General features: G+C 66.1%; 20 protein-coding genes. 10 read left to right on the top strand and 10 right to left on the bottom strand.

What is annotated here, in order from left to right; translation table 11 throughout:
* Nucleotides 1–255: 255 nt before the first annotated feature.
* Complete coding sequence (locus AC3EC3_RS13305) at nt 256–690, bottom strand: hypothetical protein (protein WP_488490096.1); 435 nt, start codon at nt 688–690, stop codon at nt 256–258.
* Nucleotides 691–893: 203 nt separating this feature from the next.
* Nucleotides 894–1,973, bottom strand: a complete 1,080-nt coding sequence (locus AC3EC3_RS13300) for a S66 peptidase family protein (protein WP_488490095.1) — start codon at nt 1,971–1,973, stop codon at nt 894–896.
* 131 nt (nt 1,974–2,104) lie between these two features.
* Here AC3EC3_RS13300 and AC3EC3_RS13295 point away from each other — a divergent pair, with 131 nt between their 5' ends.
* Entirely contained in the window at nt 2,105–2,995 is an 891-nt protein-coding gene (locus AC3EC3_RS13295; RefSeq protein ID WP_488490254.1) for an LOG family protein, read from the top strand.
* Here the strand turns inward: AC3EC3_RS13295 and thiD are convergent.
* From thiD to glmM, 4 genes are all read right to left on the bottom strand, one after another.
* On the bottom strand, nt 2,959–3,726 hold the full coding sequence (thiD, locus tag AC3EC3_RS13290) for a bifunctional hydroxymethylpyrimidine kinase/phosphomethylpyrimidine kinase (RefSeq protein ID WP_488490094.1): 768 nt from the start codon (nt 3,724–3,726) through the stop codon (nt 2,959–2,961). The two genes, AC3EC3_RS13295 and thiD, sit on opposite strands and share 37 nt — an antisense overlap.
* A gap of 25 nt (nt 3,727–3,751) precedes the next feature.
* Nucleotides 3,752–4,786: a phosphatase PAP2 family protein gene (locus AC3EC3_RS13285; protein WP_488490093.1), complete on the bottom strand. Its 1,035-nt coding sequence runs from the start codon at nt 4,784–4,786 to the stop codon at nt 3,752–3,754.
* Between the two features lie 263 nt (nt 4,787–5,049).
* A complete protein-coding gene (locus tag AC3EC3_RS13280; protein WP_260926349.1) occupies nt 5,050–5,274 on the bottom strand; it encodes a DUF1272 domain-containing protein in 225 nt (74 codons plus the stop codon).
* Nucleotides 5,275–5,453: 179 nt separating this feature from the next.
* Complete coding sequence (glmM, locus tag AC3EC3_RS13275) at nt 5,454–6,794, bottom strand: phosphoglucosamine mutase (protein ID WP_488490092.1); 1,341 nt, start codon at nt 6,792–6,794, stop codon at nt 5,454–5,456.
* A gap of 217 nt (nt 6,795–7,011) precedes the next feature.
* Between glmM and AC3EC3_RS13270 the strand changes: the two genes are divergently transcribed.
* The 3 genes from AC3EC3_RS13270 to AC3EC3_RS13260 all read left to right on the top strand — a co-directional run bounded on the left by AC3EC3_RS13270 (nt 7,012) and on the right by AC3EC3_RS13260 (nt 9,857).
* Nucleotides 7,012–8,358 (top strand): dicarboxylate/amino acid:cation symporter, encoded by a 1,347-nt coding sequence (locus AC3EC3_RS13270; protein ID WP_488490091.1) that lies wholly within the window; start codon nt 7,012–7,014, stop codon nt 8,356–8,358.
* 156 nt (nt 8,359–8,514) lie between these two features.
* Entirely contained in the window at nt 8,515–9,078 is a 564-nt protein-coding gene (locus AC3EC3_RS13265) for a flavin reductase family protein (protein ID WP_488490090.1), read from the top strand.
* Nucleotides 9,079–9,302: 224 nt separating this feature from the next.
* A complete protein-coding gene (locus AC3EC3_RS13260) occupies nt 9,303–9,857 on the top strand; it encodes a DsbA family protein (RefSeq protein ID WP_488490089.1) in 555 nt (184 codons plus the stop codon).
* Nucleotides 9,858–9,915: 58 nt separating this feature from the next.
* On the opposite strand, the gene AC3EC3_RS13255 is transcribed toward AC3EC3_RS13260, so the two are convergent.
* Nucleotides 9,916–10,524 carry an HNH endonuclease gene (locus tag AC3EC3_RS13255; RefSeq protein WP_260926342.1) on the bottom strand — a complete coding sequence of 203 codons (609 nt, stop codon included), beginning with the start codon at nt 10,522–10,524 and terminating at the stop codon, nt 9,916–9,918.
* 173 nt (nt 10,525–10,697) lie between these two features.
* Between AC3EC3_RS13255 and gluQRS the strand changes: the two genes are divergently transcribed.
* On the top strand, nt 10,698–11,570 hold the full coding sequence (gene gluQRS / locus AC3EC3_RS13250; RefSeq protein ID WP_488490088.1) for a tRNA glutamyl-Q(34) synthetase GluQRS: 873 nt from the start codon (nt 10,698–10,700) through the stop codon (nt 11,568–11,570).
* Here the strand turns inward: gluQRS and AC3EC3_RS13245 are convergent.
* Nucleotides 11,534–12,172, bottom strand: coding sequence for a phosphatase PAP2 family protein (locus AC3EC3_RS13245; protein WP_488490087.1), 639 nt, complete (start codon nt 12,170–12,172; stop codon nt 11,534–11,536). The genes gluQRS and AC3EC3_RS13245 overlap by 37 nt on opposite strands.
* A 272-nt stretch (nt 12,173–12,444) precedes the next feature.
* On the opposite strand from AC3EC3_RS13245, the gene AC3EC3_RS13240 reads away from it, so the two are divergent.
* From AC3EC3_RS13240 to AC3EC3_RS13220, 5 genes are all read left to right on the top strand, one after another.
* Nucleotides 12,445–12,729, top strand: a complete 285-nt coding sequence (locus AC3EC3_RS13240; RefSeq protein WP_488488223.1) for a GIY-YIG nuclease family protein — start codon at nt 12,445–12,447, stop codon at nt 12,727–12,729.
* A 198-nt stretch (nt 12,730–12,927) separates the two neighbouring features.
* Nucleotides 12,928–13,161, top strand: a complete 234-nt coding sequence (locus AC3EC3_RS13235; RefSeq protein WP_260928687.1) for a twin transmembrane helix small protein — start codon at nt 12,928–12,930, stop codon at nt 13,159–13,161.
* A 34-nt stretch (nt 13,162–13,195) separates the two neighbouring features.
* Entirely contained in the window at nt 13,196–13,783 is a 588-nt protein-coding gene (locus AC3EC3_RS13230; protein ID WP_488490086.1) for a cob(I)yrinic acid a,c-diamide adenosyltransferase, read from the top strand.
* Nucleotides 13,784–13,948: 165 nt separating this feature from the next.
* Nucleotides 13,949–14,818 (top strand): 3-hydroxyacyl-CoA dehydrogenase family protein, encoded by an 870-nt coding sequence (locus AC3EC3_RS13225; protein WP_488490085.1) that lies wholly within the window; start codon nt 13,949–13,951, stop codon nt 14,816–14,818.
* A gap of 55 nt (nt 14,819–14,873) precedes the next feature.
* Nucleotides 14,874–15,203 (top strand): hypothetical protein, encoded by a 330-nt coding sequence (locus tag AC3EC3_RS13220; protein WP_488490084.1) that lies wholly within the window; start codon nt 14,874–14,876, stop codon nt 15,201–15,203.
* 83 nt (nt 15,204–15,286) lie between these two features.
* On the opposite strand, the gene AC3EC3_RS13215 is transcribed toward AC3EC3_RS13220, so the two are convergent.
* Nucleotides 15,287–15,571, bottom strand: coding sequence for a hypothetical protein (locus tag AC3EC3_RS13215; protein ID WP_488490083.1), 285 nt, complete (start codon nt 15,569–15,571; stop codon nt 15,287–15,289).
* Nucleotides 15,572–15,594: 23 nt separating this feature from the next.
* Complete coding sequence (mutS, locus tag AC3EC3_RS13210) at nt 15,595–18,240, bottom strand: DNA mismatch repair protein MutS (protein ID WP_488490082.1); 2,646 nt, start codon at nt 18,238–18,240, stop codon at nt 15,595–15,597.
* Nucleotides 18,241–18,337: the final 97 nt, after the last annotated feature.

Genomic DNA, 18,337 nt, shown 5'->3' with positions numbered 1-18,337 from the left:
GGAAACGTTCCTTAACGGGACAGACCCCAATCGCCTTCCGCAAGTTACCGGAATCGCGCCGGAAACTATGTCCTGCACTGCCTTTGCCTTGTCGCAGAATGCTAATCTGATTGCAGTATGACGTTACCGTGAAGCCCCCTGCATCCCGGCACGGCTGCACGAGCGCAGAAGCGCCTCCTAAAATCGTTTGCGACACCCTTGCCGGAAACAGGTCGCGAAACGGGGTTTTCGCTCCGAATCGGTCGCTTCGCCTCATCAGAGCTTGCCGCTCTGGTTGAGTTGCGAGAGTTCGCGCAGCATCGCCCGCACGTCCTGCTTGGGGCGTTGCGGCGCGGGCGCGGGGACAGAGGATGCGGCACGAGCCGCTTCGGGGTTTTCGTAGCGCGCGAACAGGGAACTGAATGCCTCGTTCTGCGCAGCGCTGAGCGCAGGGGCAGAAGGAGCCGCTGGCGCCGCCGTCGCGAAGGCCGGCATCGCCGGTGCAGCGGAAGCCGCCATGGCTGCTGCCGCCTCGATCTCCTCGGCACTGATCGTCTCGCCGGAATCGTCGAGACTGGCGAGGCGCGGATCTTTCAGCAGCGCCTCGAACAGCGGCCACAGCTCCAGTTCGCTGAAGCGATCGGCAAACTCCTTGTAGCCGAATTCCTGCTTGCCCAACCGGTCGAGCAGAGCCTTGGCATCGACGCGCATCGCAAAACCCTTCCGTATTTTCCGTATTTCTACGAACCATGTTTCTAACTCTGGATCGCAGACAATGGTTAACGACAGGTTTCGCGCCCCCGCGACCCCGGTATAAAACCCTAGCTTTTCCGTAAGAAAGGGCAAAGCCTAAGTGCAGGCAGTTGGCGTTTTTCCGAAACCGTAACCGGACGGCACCGGTTTCACGGCACAGATCAGGCCGTCAGCGACTCCAGCACGCGAATCGTGCCTGCACTCGAATCGATCTCGGCCGGGATACCGACCGGAATGCTGTCCTGATGGGCGATATGCCCGATCGCCGCGCCCTGGAACGCGGGCTTGCCCAGCGAAGCGAACTGGCGGTCGAGCACTTCGTAGATCGTGAAGTTGCCCCAGCCGCCATCCGGGTTGACGCAGTTGGTACACTGCCCGAACACGATGCCCGCCACCTTGTCGAAGATCCCGGCCAAGGAGAGCTGCGTCAGCATCCGGTCGATCCGGTATTCGGACTCGTTGGTATCCTCAATAAACAGGATCGCGCCGGTGAAATCGGGCAGGTAGGGCGTGCCGACCAGCGCCGAAAGCACGGTGAGATTGCCGCCCAGCAGCCGCCCGCGCGCAGTGCCGGGATGGAAGGTGCGCACCGGGTTGGTCTGCGCGGACAGGCTGGTGCCGACATTGGCGGGCACCTTGTAGGTGGGCGTCGCGCCCTCGAAGGCCAGCGCATGGAACGAATCCCAGGCATCCTGCGGCCACGATGCCGAGGCGTTCGGGCCATGCACGCTCGGCACCCCGGTATACGCCGCGAAGGCCAGATGCAGCGCGGTGTTGTCGCTGAAACCGCAGAAGATCTTGGGATGGCGGGCGATCTCGGCATAGTCGAGCAGCGGCAGGATGCGGGCACATCCCCAGCCCCCGCGCACCGACATGATCGCATCCACGCCATCGTCGCGAAACATCTTCATGAGGTCGTCGGCACGGTCCTTGTCGGAGCCTGCCAGATAGCCGTTGCGGTCGAGCATGTGCGCGGCAGGCTTGGGTTCCAGCCCCATCGCGCGCACCGCCTCCATGATCTCCTCCAGCCCGAAGCGGTCGGCAATGAACCCTGCGGGTGCGACCAGCCCCAGCGTATCGCCCGCCTTCAACGCCCTGGGCTTGCGCAGCGGCGGGCGGGGCAGCGAAGACGGCGACGAAGGCGTCGAGGCCGCACGGGCCAGTCCGCGCGCACCGATCATCACAGGCGCGGCAGCAAGAAGCCCGAGGGCGGAACGGCGGGGGAGCGCGGAAAAGGTCATGACGGCAGCAGCCTAACGAGCGACCATCCTTCGTGCGAGCCCCTATTTCCGCTGCGCCTTTCACGAACCGCCAAAGATGTATTTGCAAACCGCCGGGGAAAGGCCATGAAGGGGTAATGACTAAAAAGACGATGACCGAAGACGAACAGCAGAGCCTGTCCAACCGCCGCTTCTACAAGGCCGAACAGGAAGCCGGCTTTGCCGATGCCCAGAGCGGTACGATCCAGACCCGCAACCCCGCCTACCGCCTCGCCTTCCAGGACACCGAGTTCCTGCTGCGCGACGAACTGCGCCCGGTGCGTTTCCAGCTGGAACTGCTCAAGCCCGAGATGCTGCTGGAAGAGGCCAACATCGGCTCCACGCTGGTGATGTACGGCTCTGCCCGCATCCCCTCCCCCGAAACTTCCGAGGCGCTGGTCGCCGCCGCCGACAGCGACGAACGCCGCGTGGTGGCCGAAAAGCTCGCCGCCAAGGCCAAGTATTACGACGAGGCACGCCGCCTCGCCCAGTTCGCCAGCCAGCGCGCCATCGTCGAGAAGGGCATGCGCCAGTTCGTGGTTTGCTCGGGCGGCGGCCCGTCGATCATGGAAGCGGCCAACCGCGGCGCCAGCGATGTCGGCGCGGAATCGCTGGGCCTGAACATCGTGCTCCCGCACGAGCAGGCGCCCAACCATTACGTCACCCCGCGCCTGGCCTTCCAGTTCCACTACTTCGCGCTGCGCAAGATGCACTTCCTGCTGCGCGCCCGCGCCGTGGCGGTGTTCCCCGGCGGCTTCGGCACGTTCGATGAGTTCTTCGAACTGCTGACGCTGATCCAGACCGGTAAGATGAAACCGATCCCGATCCTGCTCTACGGGCGCGAGTTCTGGGAGCGCGTGGTCAACTTCGAGGCACTGGCCGAGGAAGGCGTCATCAACAAGGCGGACCTCAACCTGTTCACCTGGTGCGAGACCGCCGAAGACGGCTGGAAGCGCGTCTGCGACTTCTACGACATCAAGTTCGAGACGCCCCGCACCGCCTGATGCCCCAGCGGGCCGTGCCCGGCGCCAAAGCCGGGCGCGGCCAGCAGCGCGGCACGAACGAAAGCGCGCGCCTGTTCGATCGCCACGTCCAGCGCCGTCCCCTGCCCCAGTCCGGTGGCGATGGCGCTGGCCATCGTGCAGCCGGTGCCGTGGGTATGGCGCGTCTCGATACGCGGCGCCTGCCAGCATTTTGCCGGCAAACCGGGGCGTTCCAGTCGGTCCTCCACCACGTCGCCGGGCGCATCACCACCCTTGGCAAGGAAAGTAACACCTCGCGCGACCAGCGTCTGTGCGCCGCCGAGGGCGGCCAGTTCGTTGTAGTTCGGCGTCGTCAGCGTAGCCCGCGCCATCAGCCGGTTAAACGCGGCGACGGTATCGGCATCGGCCAGAACCGCCCCGCTGGTGGCGATCATCACCGGATCGAACACCACCGGCACGCTTGTCCGCTCCAGCAGATCGGCCACGGCGTGGGCGATGTCGGCGCTGCCCAGCATGCCGATCTTCACCGCGTCCACGCCGATATCGTCGATACAGGCGCGGGCCTGCGCGATCACGAAATCGGCAGGCATCACCTCGACCGCGCTCACGCCCAGCGAGTTCTGCGCGGTCAGCGCGGTGATCGCGGTCATCGCATAGCCGCCCAGCATCGTGATCGTGCGGATATCGGCCTGAATACCAGCGCCGCCCGAACTGTCGGACCCGGCAATCGAGAGGACGCGGGGAACGGTCATGCCCGAACGCTCACGCCCCCGACACTCACGCCAGCGCGCCGGACTTTCGGGCCTGCGTGCCGATCCGCACGCGCACCCCCACCCATTCGCGCAGCAGCACGGTCAATTGCAGCGCGATCCCGGCGACGACCGCGCCCAGGATCATGTCGGTGAGATAGTGCGTGCCCTCGACCGGCGTGGACAGCAGCATCGCCAGGTTGATCGCGATCAGCGGCCAGCGGATCACCTTCTGGCGCGCCGCGAACGTGATCAGCAGCGTCGCTGCCGCCGCATGAAAGCTGGGTGCGGAAACGAGGCCTACGAGATGGCCGGGATCGACTTCGGTGAAGACATGCGCGCGCAGTTGCGGGATCACCTGCGGCTGCCACAGGTCGCTCACCGGCAGATAGGGGATCGCCCCGTGCCACAGATAGGCGAACGGGCCGACGGCGGGCATGAACCAGAAGGCGAACAGCGTGATCCACGCGGCGAGGCACACGGCCACGATGAAGTCATGCGCCACGCGCCGCTGGCCGGTCCAGGCCAGCCAGCCGAGCAGGATCGCCGGGGATACGTAGATCATCGCATAGGCGCTGCGGCTGACGTCCTGCAGCAGCGGATGCGCGGCGACCATGCGATACCAGGCCAGCCAGTCGAAATGGAGCGCCATGTCGGCACGCTGGAGCGCGGCATCGGCAAAGCCACGGCTGAGCGCCGCGACCGGATAGCTCGCGATCGCGCAAGTCAGCGTGACGACCATGAACAGCGCCGCATATTCCACCATGTCGCCCAGCGGCCGCAGGATGCGGTGCGTGGTCCCGCGCGTACGCCAGCGGAACAGGCCGAGCACCGCGAAAATCGCGGTATACAGCAGAGTTCCGGGCGCCCTGGCGGCGATCTCCACGTCGGCGGCATGAAGCAGCAGCGCCAGCAGCACGCAACCGCCCGCCAGCAGCGACAGCACCATGCGCGAGGAGATCATCTGGATCTCGCGCGGCTCGGCGACGACGAGGGAAAGACGCGGCGGCTCGGACGGGTCATTCTTGAGCGGAGGAGGAGAGAAGGGACTGACGGCAGGCACGCGTGACCTCGAAACACCGCTCTCTACAGATACTTCCGCCCTTTCCTGCGGTCGGGAAAGGCCAGGATCATGGCCGGTCCACCACCGCGGCGAAACCGGTCGAAACACACTACAAGGCAAAAACCATTAAAACGGGAAATCTGAACGGCACCCTTCCGGGTACGACCAGCCGTGAAACTTTTATGGCAACATGAGCCTCAGGTATAGTCCTGCCTGGTGCGAAAGACCGTATCGGACCTTTCGCACGCAATGCAGAAAGCAGCTTACCCCTTGAAACGACGCTCCTTTGACGGCGGCGCCGAATCATGATGCCGCTTCGCACGCGTCGGCCGATCGACCAGTTCACCCCCGCAGTTGGGGCAAAGATCGTCCAGCGCATCGGCGCATTCGGTGCAGTAGGTGCATTCGAAGCTGCAAATGAACGCGCCCGGCGCCTCGGCCGGCAGCGCCGTGCCGCAGCGTTCGCAATCGGGTCTCATTTCCAGCATCAGGGCACTCCGGCACGTCAAGGCTCGCAGCAGCCCATGAGCGCGCGCTTTTGCCGGATTGTTCGCGATTATGCCAGAGGCAAGCCGCAGCCTCTGCCCCGGCCTGACGTTTTCGGGCCGGGGCGGGACATTGGGCAACAGGTAGCCCGCGCGGCTGGCGCGTTTCAGGTCGTGTCCGGTCAGGCCGCCGCCTGCTCCACCGCCGAACAGACCTGCGCGACCGCCGCCTCGACCTGCGCGGCATCGTCGCCCTCAGCCATGACGCGGATCACCGGCTCGGTGCCCGAGGGACGGATCACCAGACGCCCGCGCCCGGCGAGCGATGCCTCGACATCGGCGATCGCGGCCTTCACGCTTTCGGCCTCCAGCGGCTTGCCGCCCGAGAAGCGCACATTGCGCAGCAGCTGCGGCACCGGATCGAACAAGTGGAGCAGTTCGCTCGCGCGCTTGCCGCTCTGCACCAGTGCCGCCAACACCTGCAGCGCCGCCACGGTGCCGTCGCCGGTGGTCGCATGGTCGAGCAGGATCATGTGCCCGGACTGCTCGCCGCCGACATTGAACTGCGACTTGCGCATGCGCTCCAGCACATGGCGGTCGCCCACGGCGGTCCGCTCCAGCGTCAGGCCCTGTCCATTGAGGAAGCGTTCGAGGCCGAGGTTCGACATGATCGTCGCCACCACGCCGCCGCCGCGCAGGCGGCCCTGCATCGCCCACTGGCTGCCGATCAGCGCCATGATCTGGTCGCCGTCGACCACCTTGCCCTTTTCATCGACCACGATCAGGCGATCCGCATCGCCATCGAGCGCGATGCCGATATCCGCGCCCGAGGACACCACCGTCTCCTGCAGCAGCGAGGGGTGGGTCGAGCCGCAGGCCTTGTTGATGTTCTTGCCGTTGGGATTGACGCCAACCGCGACGATCTCCGCGCCCAGCTCCCACAGCGCCGAAGGGGCGACCTGATAGGCCGCACCATTGGCGCAATCGACCGCGATCTTCAGGCCATCGAGGCGGATCTGTTCGGGCAGCGAGCGCTTGACCGCGTGGATATAGCGCCCGCGCGCGTCGTCGATGCGGCGGGCCCGGCCGATCTCCTCGCTCTCGGCCAGCGCCAGTTCCTGCCCCAGCATCGCCTCGATGGCGAACTCATCCTCGTCGGAGAGCTTGAAGCCGTCAGGTCCGAACAGCTTGATGCCGTTGTCCTCGTAAGGGTTGTGGCTGGCCGAGATCATCACGCCCACATCGGCGCGCAGCTCGCGCGTCAGCAGCGCGACGCCGGGCGTCGGCATCGGCCCCAGCAGCACCACGTCCATGCCGACGCTGGTAAAGCCCGCGACCATAGCGTTCTCGATCATGTAGCCGGACAGGCGGGTGTCCTTGCCGATCACCACGCGGTGGCGATGGGCGCCGCGCAGGAAGCGCTTGCCCGCCGCCTGTCCCACTTTCATCGCGGTGGCTGCGGTCATCGCACCCTTGTTGGTGCGGCCGCGGATGCCGTCGGTGCCGAAGAACTGCTTTGCCATACCTTGCGCCTTCCCGATCCTCGCCAGAGCCCCTGCGCACCGAAACGGCACGCGCTTCGATGGTCCATAGCCCCTGTCTATCAACTTGCCCCTTCAGGCAAATTGCCAATGCGCGCAAGCTTGCTAAGGTTGCCGTGCAGGGACGGGGCCCCTTGATGCCAAGAATGCGCTGGCGGCCTCAAGCAGACCGATCGTTTACCGCACCTGAAGGACCAGCATGACCGCCGATACCAGTGCGACGCAAAATGGCGCGACCTCGAACGGCGCCACCTCGAACGGGGACGTCTCCAACAGTGCGGGGCGCATGCCGGAGATCAAGGTGCCCGGCCTGCTGACGCTGGCGGGCCTGGCCGCAGGCCTCGTACTCGGTCTCGCGCTGGCGAAGACCAGCCTGATCGCGCCTCTGGCCGCCATCGCCGCGCCCATCGGTGCGCTGTGGCTGCAGGGCCTGCAGATGACGATCCTGCCGCTGGTGGCGGGCATGCTGTTCACCGGCATCGTCGAGACCGCCGCCGCGGCCAGCACCGGCGCCATCGCCCGGCGCACCCTCAGCTGGATCGTCGGCACGCTGGCGCTGTCGTCCGTCGTGGGCGCCAGCGTGATGACCGGGCTTGTTGCCACGTTCGATCCGCCGCGCAGTTTCGTCCAGCCTGCCCATTCCACGGTGCCCCAGCAGGTGCCGGGCATGGCCGACTTCTTCCGAACCATCGTGCCGACCAACGTGGTCTCTTCCGCCGCGAACGACGCGATGCTGCCCGTGATCATCTTCGTCGCGCTGTTCGCGCTGGCCTCCACCCGTCTGGCCGAAGCGCCGCGCCGCCAGCTAGCACTGCTGTTCGAAGGCATTGCCGGCGCCATGATGGTGGTGATCGGCTGGGTGCTGTGGCTGGCGCCCCTCGGCGTCTTCGCGCTGGGGCTGACGCTCGCGGCGAACAGCGGGATGCAGGCGATCGGCGCGCTGGCGCAGTATATCGTGCTGGTCGCCAGTTGCGGCCTTGTCATGCTGCTGCTGGCCTATCCGGTGGCGATGGTGGCAGGGCGCAAGCGGCTGGGCGCCTTTGCCGCTGCCGTGCTGCCTGCGCAAGTGGTGGCGATCTCCACCCAGTCCTCGCTCGCCAGCCTGCCCGCGATGCTCGCCGCGTGCCGCCGACTGGAGCTGCGCGCGACCAGTGCCGAGTTCGTGCTGCCGCTGGCCGTCACGCTGTTCCGCGCGACCAGCCCGGCGATGAACGTCGGCGCCGCCGTGTTCGCTGCCCATATCGCGGGCGTCCACCTTTCGGCGGGCGCTCTGGCGGCAGGCGTCGTCGTCGCCTTCATCACCACGTTCGGATCGGTTTCGCTGCCGGGCACGATCACCTATATTCTCAACATCGCGCCGGTCGCCGCCGCGATGGGCGTGCCGCTGTGGCCGCTGGGCATTCTGGTGGCGGTGGAGATGCTGCCCGACATCATGCGCACCGTCGGCAACGTGACGATGGACACCGCGATCACCGCCGCCATCGACCGCGGCGTGAACGACGGTGAAGGCGAGAGCGGGGAAGTACGTCCCGAAACGGTGCACTGAAACGTGAAGGTGCACTGAAATGGGACACTGAAAGGCACTGGCGACCGCGCCGATTCGGATCGCCCTGCTCTCCTACCGGCTGGCCGCTGCCCTGCGAAACCGGTGCCGTCGCGATCGCTTGAACCGGGTGCTTCCCGGACAGGAGATCCCGCCCCTATGACCACTGCCACCCGCACCGCTGTTCCCGCCTCGCATGCCCGCCAGTTCCTCGAACCCGGCCCCGTCGTGATGCTCACCACGCATGCAGGCGGGGCTGACAACGTGATGACCATGGGCTGGCATCAGGTGCTGGAATTCACCCCCTCGCTGGTCAGCTGCGTGGTCGCCAAGGGCAACCGGAGCCACGAGATGCTGCGCGCCAGCGGCGAATGCGTCATCAATGTGCCCACCGCCGACATGCTCGATACCGTGGTCGGCGTCGGCAACGTGTCCGGCGCGGAAGGCGACAAGTTCGAGCGCTTCCGGCTGGAGCGCAGCACCTCGCAGAAGGTCGCCGCACCGTCGCTGCCGCAGTGCCACGCCAGCCTTGAATGCCGTATCCATGACGATCGCGCGGCGGAGCGCTACAACCTGTTCATCCTCGAAGTGCTGCACATCGACGCGCGCGAACATCCCAGAGCCCCGGAATACGCACACTACGTGGGCGACGGCGAGTTCATGCTCTCGGGCAAGCGCGTCTCGCGCCGCCACCTGTTCCGCCCGGACATGCTGGGGATATGAGGCTTGTCTGAAAATTCGCTGAGGCGAATTTTGCGGCGCCAGCCCACTCCCCCACCCACCCCCCGACGAGAGTATCCTGACCGGATGGTGGGTGGGGGAGTGGGCCGGTGCCGAATTGAAAATGCCATCCGGCATTTTCACAAGCATAATACCCCTAAACCAAAGGGTTGTATTCGCGCGGTGATGCTTATCTCATGGGGAGACCTTCACAGGAGACTTCCCGCATGACCGCTTCGCCCGTCGCCGATCCGCTCGAATGGGGCCATGGCCCGCATACGTTCGAGGTGTTCCTCGAACCCACCTGCCCGTTCTCGGTGCGCGCGTTCAACAAGCTCGACGCGTTCCTGGCGCTGGTGGGCGAGGACAAGGCGACGGTGAAGATCCGCCTGCAATCGCAGCCCTGGCACATGTTCTCGGGCGTGATCGTGCGCTGCATCCTCGCCGCCTCGACATTGCCCGAGGGCAAGGCCGCCGCGAAGAAGGTGATGCAGGCGGTTGCCGACCACCGCGAGGAATTCGAGTTCGAGCACCACGCCACCGGCCCCAACCGTCAGGCGACGCCGGACGACATCATCGCCCGGATCGAGGCCTATTCCGGCGTGCGGGTGACCGAGGCCTTCGCCGAGCCCGATCTCCAGAAGGCGATCAAGTGGCACTGCAAGTATGCACGGCAGAACGGCATCCACGTCTCGCCCACCTTCATGCTCGACGGACTGATCGATGCGAAGATGGGCAGCGGCGATGCCATCGAGGACTGGGCGAAAGCCTTATTGGGGTAAGTTTCGGGCTGGGGTGAGTTCGGATGGGGGAGCGCCGGATCGCCCGGCCTCTCCCGTCTCACGCTTCCAGTTCGACGTCCCAGTAAAGCCAGTCGCGCCAGGTTTCGTGGAGGTAGTTCGGCGGGAAGGCGCGGCCGCGTTCCTGCAACTGCCAGTTGGTCGGCCGGATCGGCTGGACCAGCGGCGGCATATGCGCCTGCCGTGGCGTGCGCCCACCCTTCTTCAGGTTGCAAGGCGCACAGGCGGTGAGGATATTCTCCCAGCTGGTGCGCCCGCCCAGCCGGCGCGGCACCACATGGTCGAAGGTCAGATTATGGGGAGACCCGCAGTACTGGCACGAAAAGCGATCGCGCAGGAACAGGTTGAAGCGGGTAAAGGCCGGAAATTCCGAAGGTTTCACATATTCGCGCAAGGCGATCACCGAAGGGATCTGCATGGTCCAGTTGGGGCTGCGCACCGCCCGGTCGTAACTGGAAACGATATCGACCCTTTCGAGGACCACCGCCTTTATCGTGGTCTGCCAGGGCCAGAGACTTAAAGGATAATACGAGAGCGGCGTGTAATCCGCATTGAGAACGAGGGCAGGACAGTCGGAAAGACTTCGGGAGGGATCATCCTCCGCGCTGCGGAACCGGGCCGCGCGCTCTATCAGCTCCGATCTGAGCATGGCCTCCTGTCGCAGACCGCTATGACTGTATGATGGCAGTGCATGCACACTTTCCAGCACTTGGCGGACTCCACGTCAAGCCGAACCGCGATGACGCCGCGATTACAATCCACAGGCAAGGCTGCGTGCGAGGCCCCTTCCCCCATTCCCCCCCGCGCGCTAGGCCCGCACGGGTGATCCGCACCCGCTTTGCCCCCAGTCCCAACGGCCAGTTGCACCTCGGCCACGCTTATGCCGCCGTGGTCGCGCACGATCTGGCGCGGGCGCGCGGCGGCGCGTTCCAGCTGCGGATCGAGGATATCGACGGCGCCCGCAGCCGCGAGGACTTCGTGGCCGACATCCTTGCCGACCTGACATGGCTGGGCCTTTCGTGGGACGGCCCGGTGATCCGCCAGTCCGCGCACCTGACCCGCTTTGCCGAGGCGGGCGAGCGCCTGAAGGCGATGGGACTGCTCTATCCCTGCACCTGCACCCGCGCCGAGATCGCCGCCGCGATTGCCGAACAGGGCGCCATCCTCGGCCCCGATGGCCCGATCTACCCCGGCACCTGCCGCCACCGCGAGGTGTCGCCCGAAGGCGCGGCATGGCGCCTCGACATGGCCCGCGCCGTCGCGCTCACCGGACAGCTCGAATGGATCGACGAGGTCGCCGGGCCGCAGATCGCCACGCCGCAGATGTTCGGAGACGTCGTGCTGCTGCGCAAGGATCTGCCCGCCAGCTACCACCTCGCCGCGACGCTCGACGATGCGGCGGACGGCATCACGCTGGTTACGCGCGGGATGGACCTGTTCGCCGCCAGCCACATCCACCGCCTGTTGCAGGCGCTGCTCGATCTGCCGGTGCCGGTCTGGCACCATCACCCGCTGCTGGTCGAACCCGATGGCCGCAAACTGGCCAAGCGGCGCGGCTCTCCAGCGCTGGCCGACCGCCGCGCCACAGGGGAAGACGGCCCCGCGCTGGCCGAGGCGCTGAGAGCAGGAAGGTTGCCGGAAGGGCTGGCGGTATCTGACTACTCAGGCGTTCCCGTCGGCGCCAGAAACCGATAGCGGCTCGCGCCGACTGCGGCCACCAGACCCGCCGTCACACCAACGAACGTCCCAACGAGAACATCGCTCACGAAGTGCCATCCTCCGACCACCAGCGTGACCGCGGCGATCGCCAACAGAGCACCCAGCGGCCACGCGCTCCACCGATAGCGCTGCATGAACACACCCGCGAAAGCCCCGGCCAGCGCCATGTGTCCCGACGGAAAGCTGCTATGCTCCGATCCTGCGAACCAGTAGAAGCCGTGCCATGCCCCGTGCAGCACATCGGCGGGATTGGGGACGCCGAACACCACTTTCAGGATGTTGGAATTGACGTCGTAGGCAAGGATCGAGGTCACGCAGGCCAGGATCACCGCCTTCTCGAAGTTCGAGGACCGGTGCCGGAACAGGCGCAGCCCCAGCATCGCGGCGATCATCGCGAATTCGAGAGCCATCAGCACGGTCCCGGCGAGACCCGATTCCAGCCCCTTCACGCTCTTGGAGACATGGTGGAAATACCGCTCGATCGCCAGATCGAAATGTACGAACGCGACCCCCGACACGGCCATGCAGACGACCAGACACAGCAGCCAGTACCGGATGGCAGAAGCAGAAAAAGGCATCACAGACCGGCTATTTCCCTATCAACAGGCGCGCATCGCCGCCAGACACAGCCGCAATTTGCATCGCCTCCCTTAGCCGTCCCTCCAGCTTGGGCAAGACAGGATCGCACACCCGATGGCTTGCCGAAATGCGGAATGAGCTCACGGGAGCATGCACCAGGCTGGACGGACAAATTCGAATGGTCTGGAGACGCCCCGTAGCCGCCGTTAAAATCCTGTCGTCATCCCAGCGAAAGCTGGGATCGCTTTCGGCATTATGTAACGATAGCGGGATGGGAGGCTGGACCTACATTCTTGCAAACAAGCCGCACGGCGTTCTGTACATCGGAGTGACCAGCAATCTAGCGTTGCGGATGATGCAGCACCGTGCCGGAAGCGGATCAGCATTTTGCCGGAAGTATGGCGTTACACGCTTGGTGTTGGTGGAGGAACACGCCGAGATAATTGCCGCCATTGCCCGAGAGAAGGCAATGAAGGCATGGAAGCGTGAGTGGAAAATCGAACTCATCGAAAAGCACAATCCCGGATGGTGCGATCTGTTCGACCGTCTCGTTTGACCGAGAGCGATCCCAGCTTTCGCTGGGATGACGGCATTATGAGAACGTCCACTCCCCACCTATAACAGACATTGCTGTTCACCCACCCCGTCCGGCCAGGTCACTGCGTTCCCAAGCCTTGCGCGACGGCAGCTTCGCAGGCGTCAAATTTGTCCGCCCTGCCTAGCCATCCCCTGCCCACAGGCGTACACTCCCCTCATGCGTATGCTGCTCGTGCCCGTGCTGATCGTTCTGGTCGTGCTGACGGTGGTCAGTCTGGTGCGCGGTATCGTGGCGTTCCTGCGCGCCTCGCGCGAGGAGCTGGAGCATCCCACTCCTGCCGGCCAGCCTTCTCCCAACCAGTTGCACCAGAACCGCATGATGTTCGCGCGGATCAAGTATCAGGCGGCGGCGGTTGTCGTCGTTGCGCTGCTGCTGGCGATGGCGCGCTGATCGCTCCTTTCCTCCCCAGCTCACGGGATTTCCCTTGGTCCGACTGAACCGCATCTACACCCGCACCGGCGATACCGGCACCACCGGCCTTGTCGACGGATCGCGCCTGCCCAAGCATCACCCGCGCATGGACGCCATCGGCCGGGTGGACGAGGCGAACTGCGCGATCGGCATGGCGGTGCGCGAACTCGATACCGGGGATGTTGCAGGTGGGGCCGCAATCCTCACCCGCATCCAGAACGACATGTTCGACCTGGGCGCTGATCTTGCCACGCCTGCGGCTCCCGGCGACGATTTCGCGCCCTCCGAAATGGTGCTGCGCGTGACCATGGCGCAGGTCGCATGGCTGGAGGCGCAGATCGACGCGCTGAACGAGGCGCTCGAACCGCTGCGCAGCTTCGTGCTGCCGGGCGGAAGCGAGGCGGCCGCGCGCGTCCACGTCGCCCGTGCCAGCGTGCGCGCCGCCGAACGCAGCGCCACTGCGCTGGCCAAGGAACTGGCGGTCAATCCCGCCGCGATCGCCTATCTCAACCGCCTGTCGGACCTGCTCTTCGTGCTCGCCCGCGTCGCCAACGATCAGGGCCGCGCCGACGTGCTCTGGGTGCCCGGCGCGAACCGGTGAATTGTCTTCGTACAAGCTGGAAAGAGCTTGTACGGTGCGGCACCGGCCCACGCCCCCACCCACCACCCGTTCAGGATACTCTCGTCGGGTGGTGGGTGGGGGCGTGGGCCGGTGCCGCAAGCCTTCTGCGGATGCAGGAGGCTTACTCGGGAAAAGGATACTTACATGCGCAAGGTCGGAATCATCGGGGCCGGGATCATGGGGTCCGGCATTGCCCAGACGGTGGCGGGCAAGGGGATCGAGGTGGTGCTCGCCGACATTTCGGCAGAGCGCGCAGAAGCGGGCAAGGCCGGGATCGCCAAAGGGCTCGGCAAGCTGGTGGCGAAGGAGAAGGTAACGCAGGGCGATGCCGATGCGCTGCTCACGAAGATTTCCCCCGTGGGCGATACCGCCGCGATGGCCGATTGCGATCTCGTGATCGAGGCCGCGACCGAGCGCGAGGACATCAAGGCGCGTATCTTCGAGAGCGTGGGCAAGGTGCTGGCGGCAGACGCGATCCTCGCCTCGAACACCTCCTCGATCCCGATCACCCGCATGGCGGCCGTCTCGCCCGATCCGGCGCGCTTCTGCGGGCTGCACTTCTTCAACCCGGTGCCGCTGATGGGGCTGGTGGAGGTGATCCCCGGCCTTGCCACCAGCGAGGAGACGGTCGCGCAGATGAAGGCCTTCGGAGAGTCGCTGGGCAAGACGGTGGTGCTGTGCGGCGACGAGGCGGGCTTCGTGGTCAACCGCGTGCTGTGCCCGATGCTGAACGAGGCGATCGGCGTGCTGGGCGCGGGCACCGCCTCTATCGCGGATATCGACGCGGCGATGAAGCTGGGCGCCAACCACCCGATGGGCCCGCTGACGCTGGCGGACTTCATCGGCCTCGACACGCTGCTGGAGATCATGAACGTGCTGGTCGAAAGCACCGGCGATCCGAAATATCGCCCCGCCCCGCTGCTGCGCAAATATGTCGAGGCCGGATGGCTGGGCCGCAAGAGCGGGCGCGGGTTCTACGACTATGCAGGCGAGGTGCCGGTTCCAACCCGGTAAAGGATCGGAACTCCCTTGCCGGGATGGCCGTTGTCTCTTCTGAAGGAGATATGCGATGGCCAACCCGAACGACGATCTCGCGCACGAGAACACCAACACCGAACAGGACGAGCAGGACACCCAAGCGCAGGCCGTGTCCGAAGAGGCACGCGGTCGCGAACCGACCAACGCCGCGCTCGACGAGGACAGCGAGAAGAGCCCCTCCAATCGCGGCGCGGTGGTTGACGAGGATGAAGAAGATCTGGTCGACCACATGGTCCAGATGGACCGCAGCGGCACCGTCGACATGAGCGCCTATCGCGGCGAGGAGACGATGGACGATCTCGAAAACCGCTATGGCCGCGCGCAAGTGGCCGACGAGGATTTCTCGGACGACGACAGCTAGGCCCCTAGCTCTGCCAGATCGGGTTTAGCCTGCCTCTAGCCCGTCTCTGTCGCCCTTTAGCCCCCGTTGAGCCGGTTTCGGCCTTACTCGCCCTGAACCTTTACCGGCGGGGGCTTGTCCGTGCTGACAGCCCAGGGGTTGGTGTTGTCGGAACCTGATTTCGTATCCGAATCCGGCCCGGCATCGAAGCTCGTACCCTGTACAGCGGCCGCGACCTTCCGGGCGTCCGCCGCATCGGATTTCGCCGACGAATCAGAGGTCTGGTCAGGCGAGGGGATCGAGCAATAGGCGGTCAGCAGCACGCTGGCCGACCAGAACAGCGCGTTCCAGCGGCTGCGAAAGACGGTTCTGATCTTGGGGCCGAACATGCAGCCCTGCTACGCCTCAATCCTTAACTATCCGTACCCGCCTCGCGCTGGAGATCGTAGAGCACTTCCAGCGCATCGCGCGGGCTCATCGCGTCGATATCCATCGTGCGCAGGGTGTCGCGAAGGGTGTCCTTCGGCGCTTCCGCATGGGCCTCGACGGCGGCGAAAAGCGGCAGTTCTCCGAGGCCTGCGGCCAGCCCTCCGGTCTCCGCCCGACCCTTCTCCAGCTTGTCGAGCACCGACTTCGCGCGGCTGATGACCTTGGGCGAAACTCCGGCCAGCCGCGCCACGGCCAGACCATAGCTGCGGTCGGCAGGGCCGGTCGCCAGTTCGTGCAGCAGCACCAGATCGCCCTTCCACTCGCGCGCCCGGACATGGTGCAGCGAGAGCGCCTCGCAGGTTTCGGCAAGGCGCGAAAGCTCGTGATAGTGCGTGGCGAACAGGCAGCGGCAGCGGTTGGTCTCGTGCACCGCCTCGGCCACCGCCCAGGCGAGCGCGAGGCCATCGTAGGTGGAGGTGCCGCGCCCCACTTCGTCAAGGATCACGAAGCTGCGCTCGGTCGCCTGTGAGAGAATCGCGGCGGTTTCCACCATCTCGACCATGAAGGTCGAACGTCCGCGCGCGAGGTTGTCGGACGCGCCGACGCGGCTGAAGAGGCGATCGACCATGCCGATCCGCGCTGCCTTCGCGGGCACGAAACCGCCCGCCTGCGCCAAGAGCACGATCAGCGCATTCTGCCGCAGGAACGTCGACTTACCGCCCATGTTCGGGCCGCCGATCAGCCACAGCCGGTCATGGCTGGCCAGCTGGCAGTCGTTGGCGACGAAGCGCTCGCCGCGCACCGCGAGAGCCGCCTCAACCACCGGATGGCGGCCCTGCTCGATATCCAGCGAGAGGCCCTCGACCACTTCGGGACGGCTCCAGCCACCTTCTGCCGCGCGCTCGGCCTGCCCGGCAGAGACGTCGATGCGGGCGAGCGCCGCAGCGGTCGCGGCGATCTCGCGGCGGGCGGCGACGGCCTCGGCCACCAGCCCCTCGAAATGCGCCTCCTCGGCAGCGAGGGCATGGGCGCCCGCCTCGGTGATCCGGCTCGCCTCCTCGTGCAGCGCCAGCGCATTGAAGCGCATCGCGCCTGCCATCGTCTGGCGATGGGTGAAGCCGCTTTCGGGCTCCAGCAGCCGGTCGGCATGGCGCTGGGGCACCTCGATGAAATAGCCCAGCACGTTGTTGTGCTTGATCTTGAGCGCGGAAACGCCGGTTTCCTCGCGATATTTCGCCTCCAGCGCGGCAATCGCGCGGCGAGCGTTACCCGAGGTCACACGCAGTTCGTCAAGCGCCGCATCGTAGCCCGACGCGATATAGCCGCCCTGTCCGCGCTCGGTCGGCGGCGTGGCGACCAGCGCCTGTGCGAAGTGGTCGACCAGCGCCGCATGGCCCGAGAGCAGCGGCAGCAGGGCCGCGAGCAGACCCGGCACCTCACGCGCGGCAAAGCGCTCGGACAGGGTGCGTGCCCCCGCCAGACCATCGCGGATCTGCCCGAGATCGCGCGGGCTGCCGCGCCCGGCGACGACACGCCCCAGCGCGCGACCGATGTCGGGCAACTGGCGCAGCGCCGCACGCAGATCCTCGCGCAGCAGCGCATCCTCATGCAGCCAGCCGACCAGTTCGAGGCGCTCAGCAATCGCCATGCGGTCGGTCAGCGGCGCGGAAAGGTCTTCGGCCAGCTGGCGCGCCCCGGCGCCGGTCACGCAGCGGTCCACCGCGTCGATCAGGCTGCCCTTGCGCATGCCCTGACTTGATTCGAGGATTTCGAGGCTGGCCCGCGTCGCCTCGTCCATCGCCAACGCGGCATTGCCCGCACGCGCCTCGGGCGGGAGCAGCAGCGGCAGTGCGCCCCGGCCCACATGATCGAGATAGGCGATCAGCCCGGAAGCCGCCGCCAGCATCGCGCGGGTGAACGCCCCGAAGCCATCGAGCGTGGCGACGGCATGGATGCCCTTCAACCGCGCCTCGCCGCCTTCGGACGAGAACTCGTGACCCGAACGCCCGATCGCGCCTTCGGGGGCCAGTTCCCAGCCATCGGGCACCACCAGCTCGCTGGCGCCCAGGCGCGCGAGCGCGGCGGGAAGACCGTCCGCCGGGCATTCCTCCAGCACCATGCGCCCCGTCGAGATATCGCAGGCGGCCAGCCCGATCGTGCCGCGAAGGTCGCAGGCGGCGGCGAGCACATTGGCGCGGCGCGGCTCCAGCAGCGCTTCCTCGGTCAGCGTGCCTGCCGTCACGAAGCGCACGATACCACGTGCCACCAGCGACTTCGACGCCCGGCCTTCCTTGCGCGCGCGCTCCTTGGCCTCGGCAGGCGTCTCGGTCTGCTCGGCGATGGCGACGCGGCAGCCCGCCTTGATCAGCCGTGCGAGGTATGCCTCGGACGAATGCACCGGCACGCCGCACATCGGGATCGGCTGGCCCAGATGCTCGCCGCGCGTGGTCAGCGCGATATCGAGAATGCTGCTCGCGGTCTTCGCGTCCTCGAAGAACAGCTCGAAGAAATCGCCCATGCGATAGAACAGCAGGCAGTCGCCCGCTTCCTCCCGCAAGGTGAGGTACTGCGCCATCATCGGCGTGGGCGCAGAAGGCGCAGAAGAACCAGAAGCAGTCGCGGAAACCATGGGGCAAGGCGATAGCCGCGTACCGGCCATAGGAAAAGCGCAAGGCCGCACGCTTTCCCCTACCATGCGACGACCATATTGGTTAGGCCGAGCCGCG

Source organism: Novosphingobium sp. BAM6 (assembly GCF_057784955.1).
The sequence above is the reverse complement of the archived record's forward strand: the minus strand, read 5'-3'. Positions and strand labels throughout refer to the sequence as shown.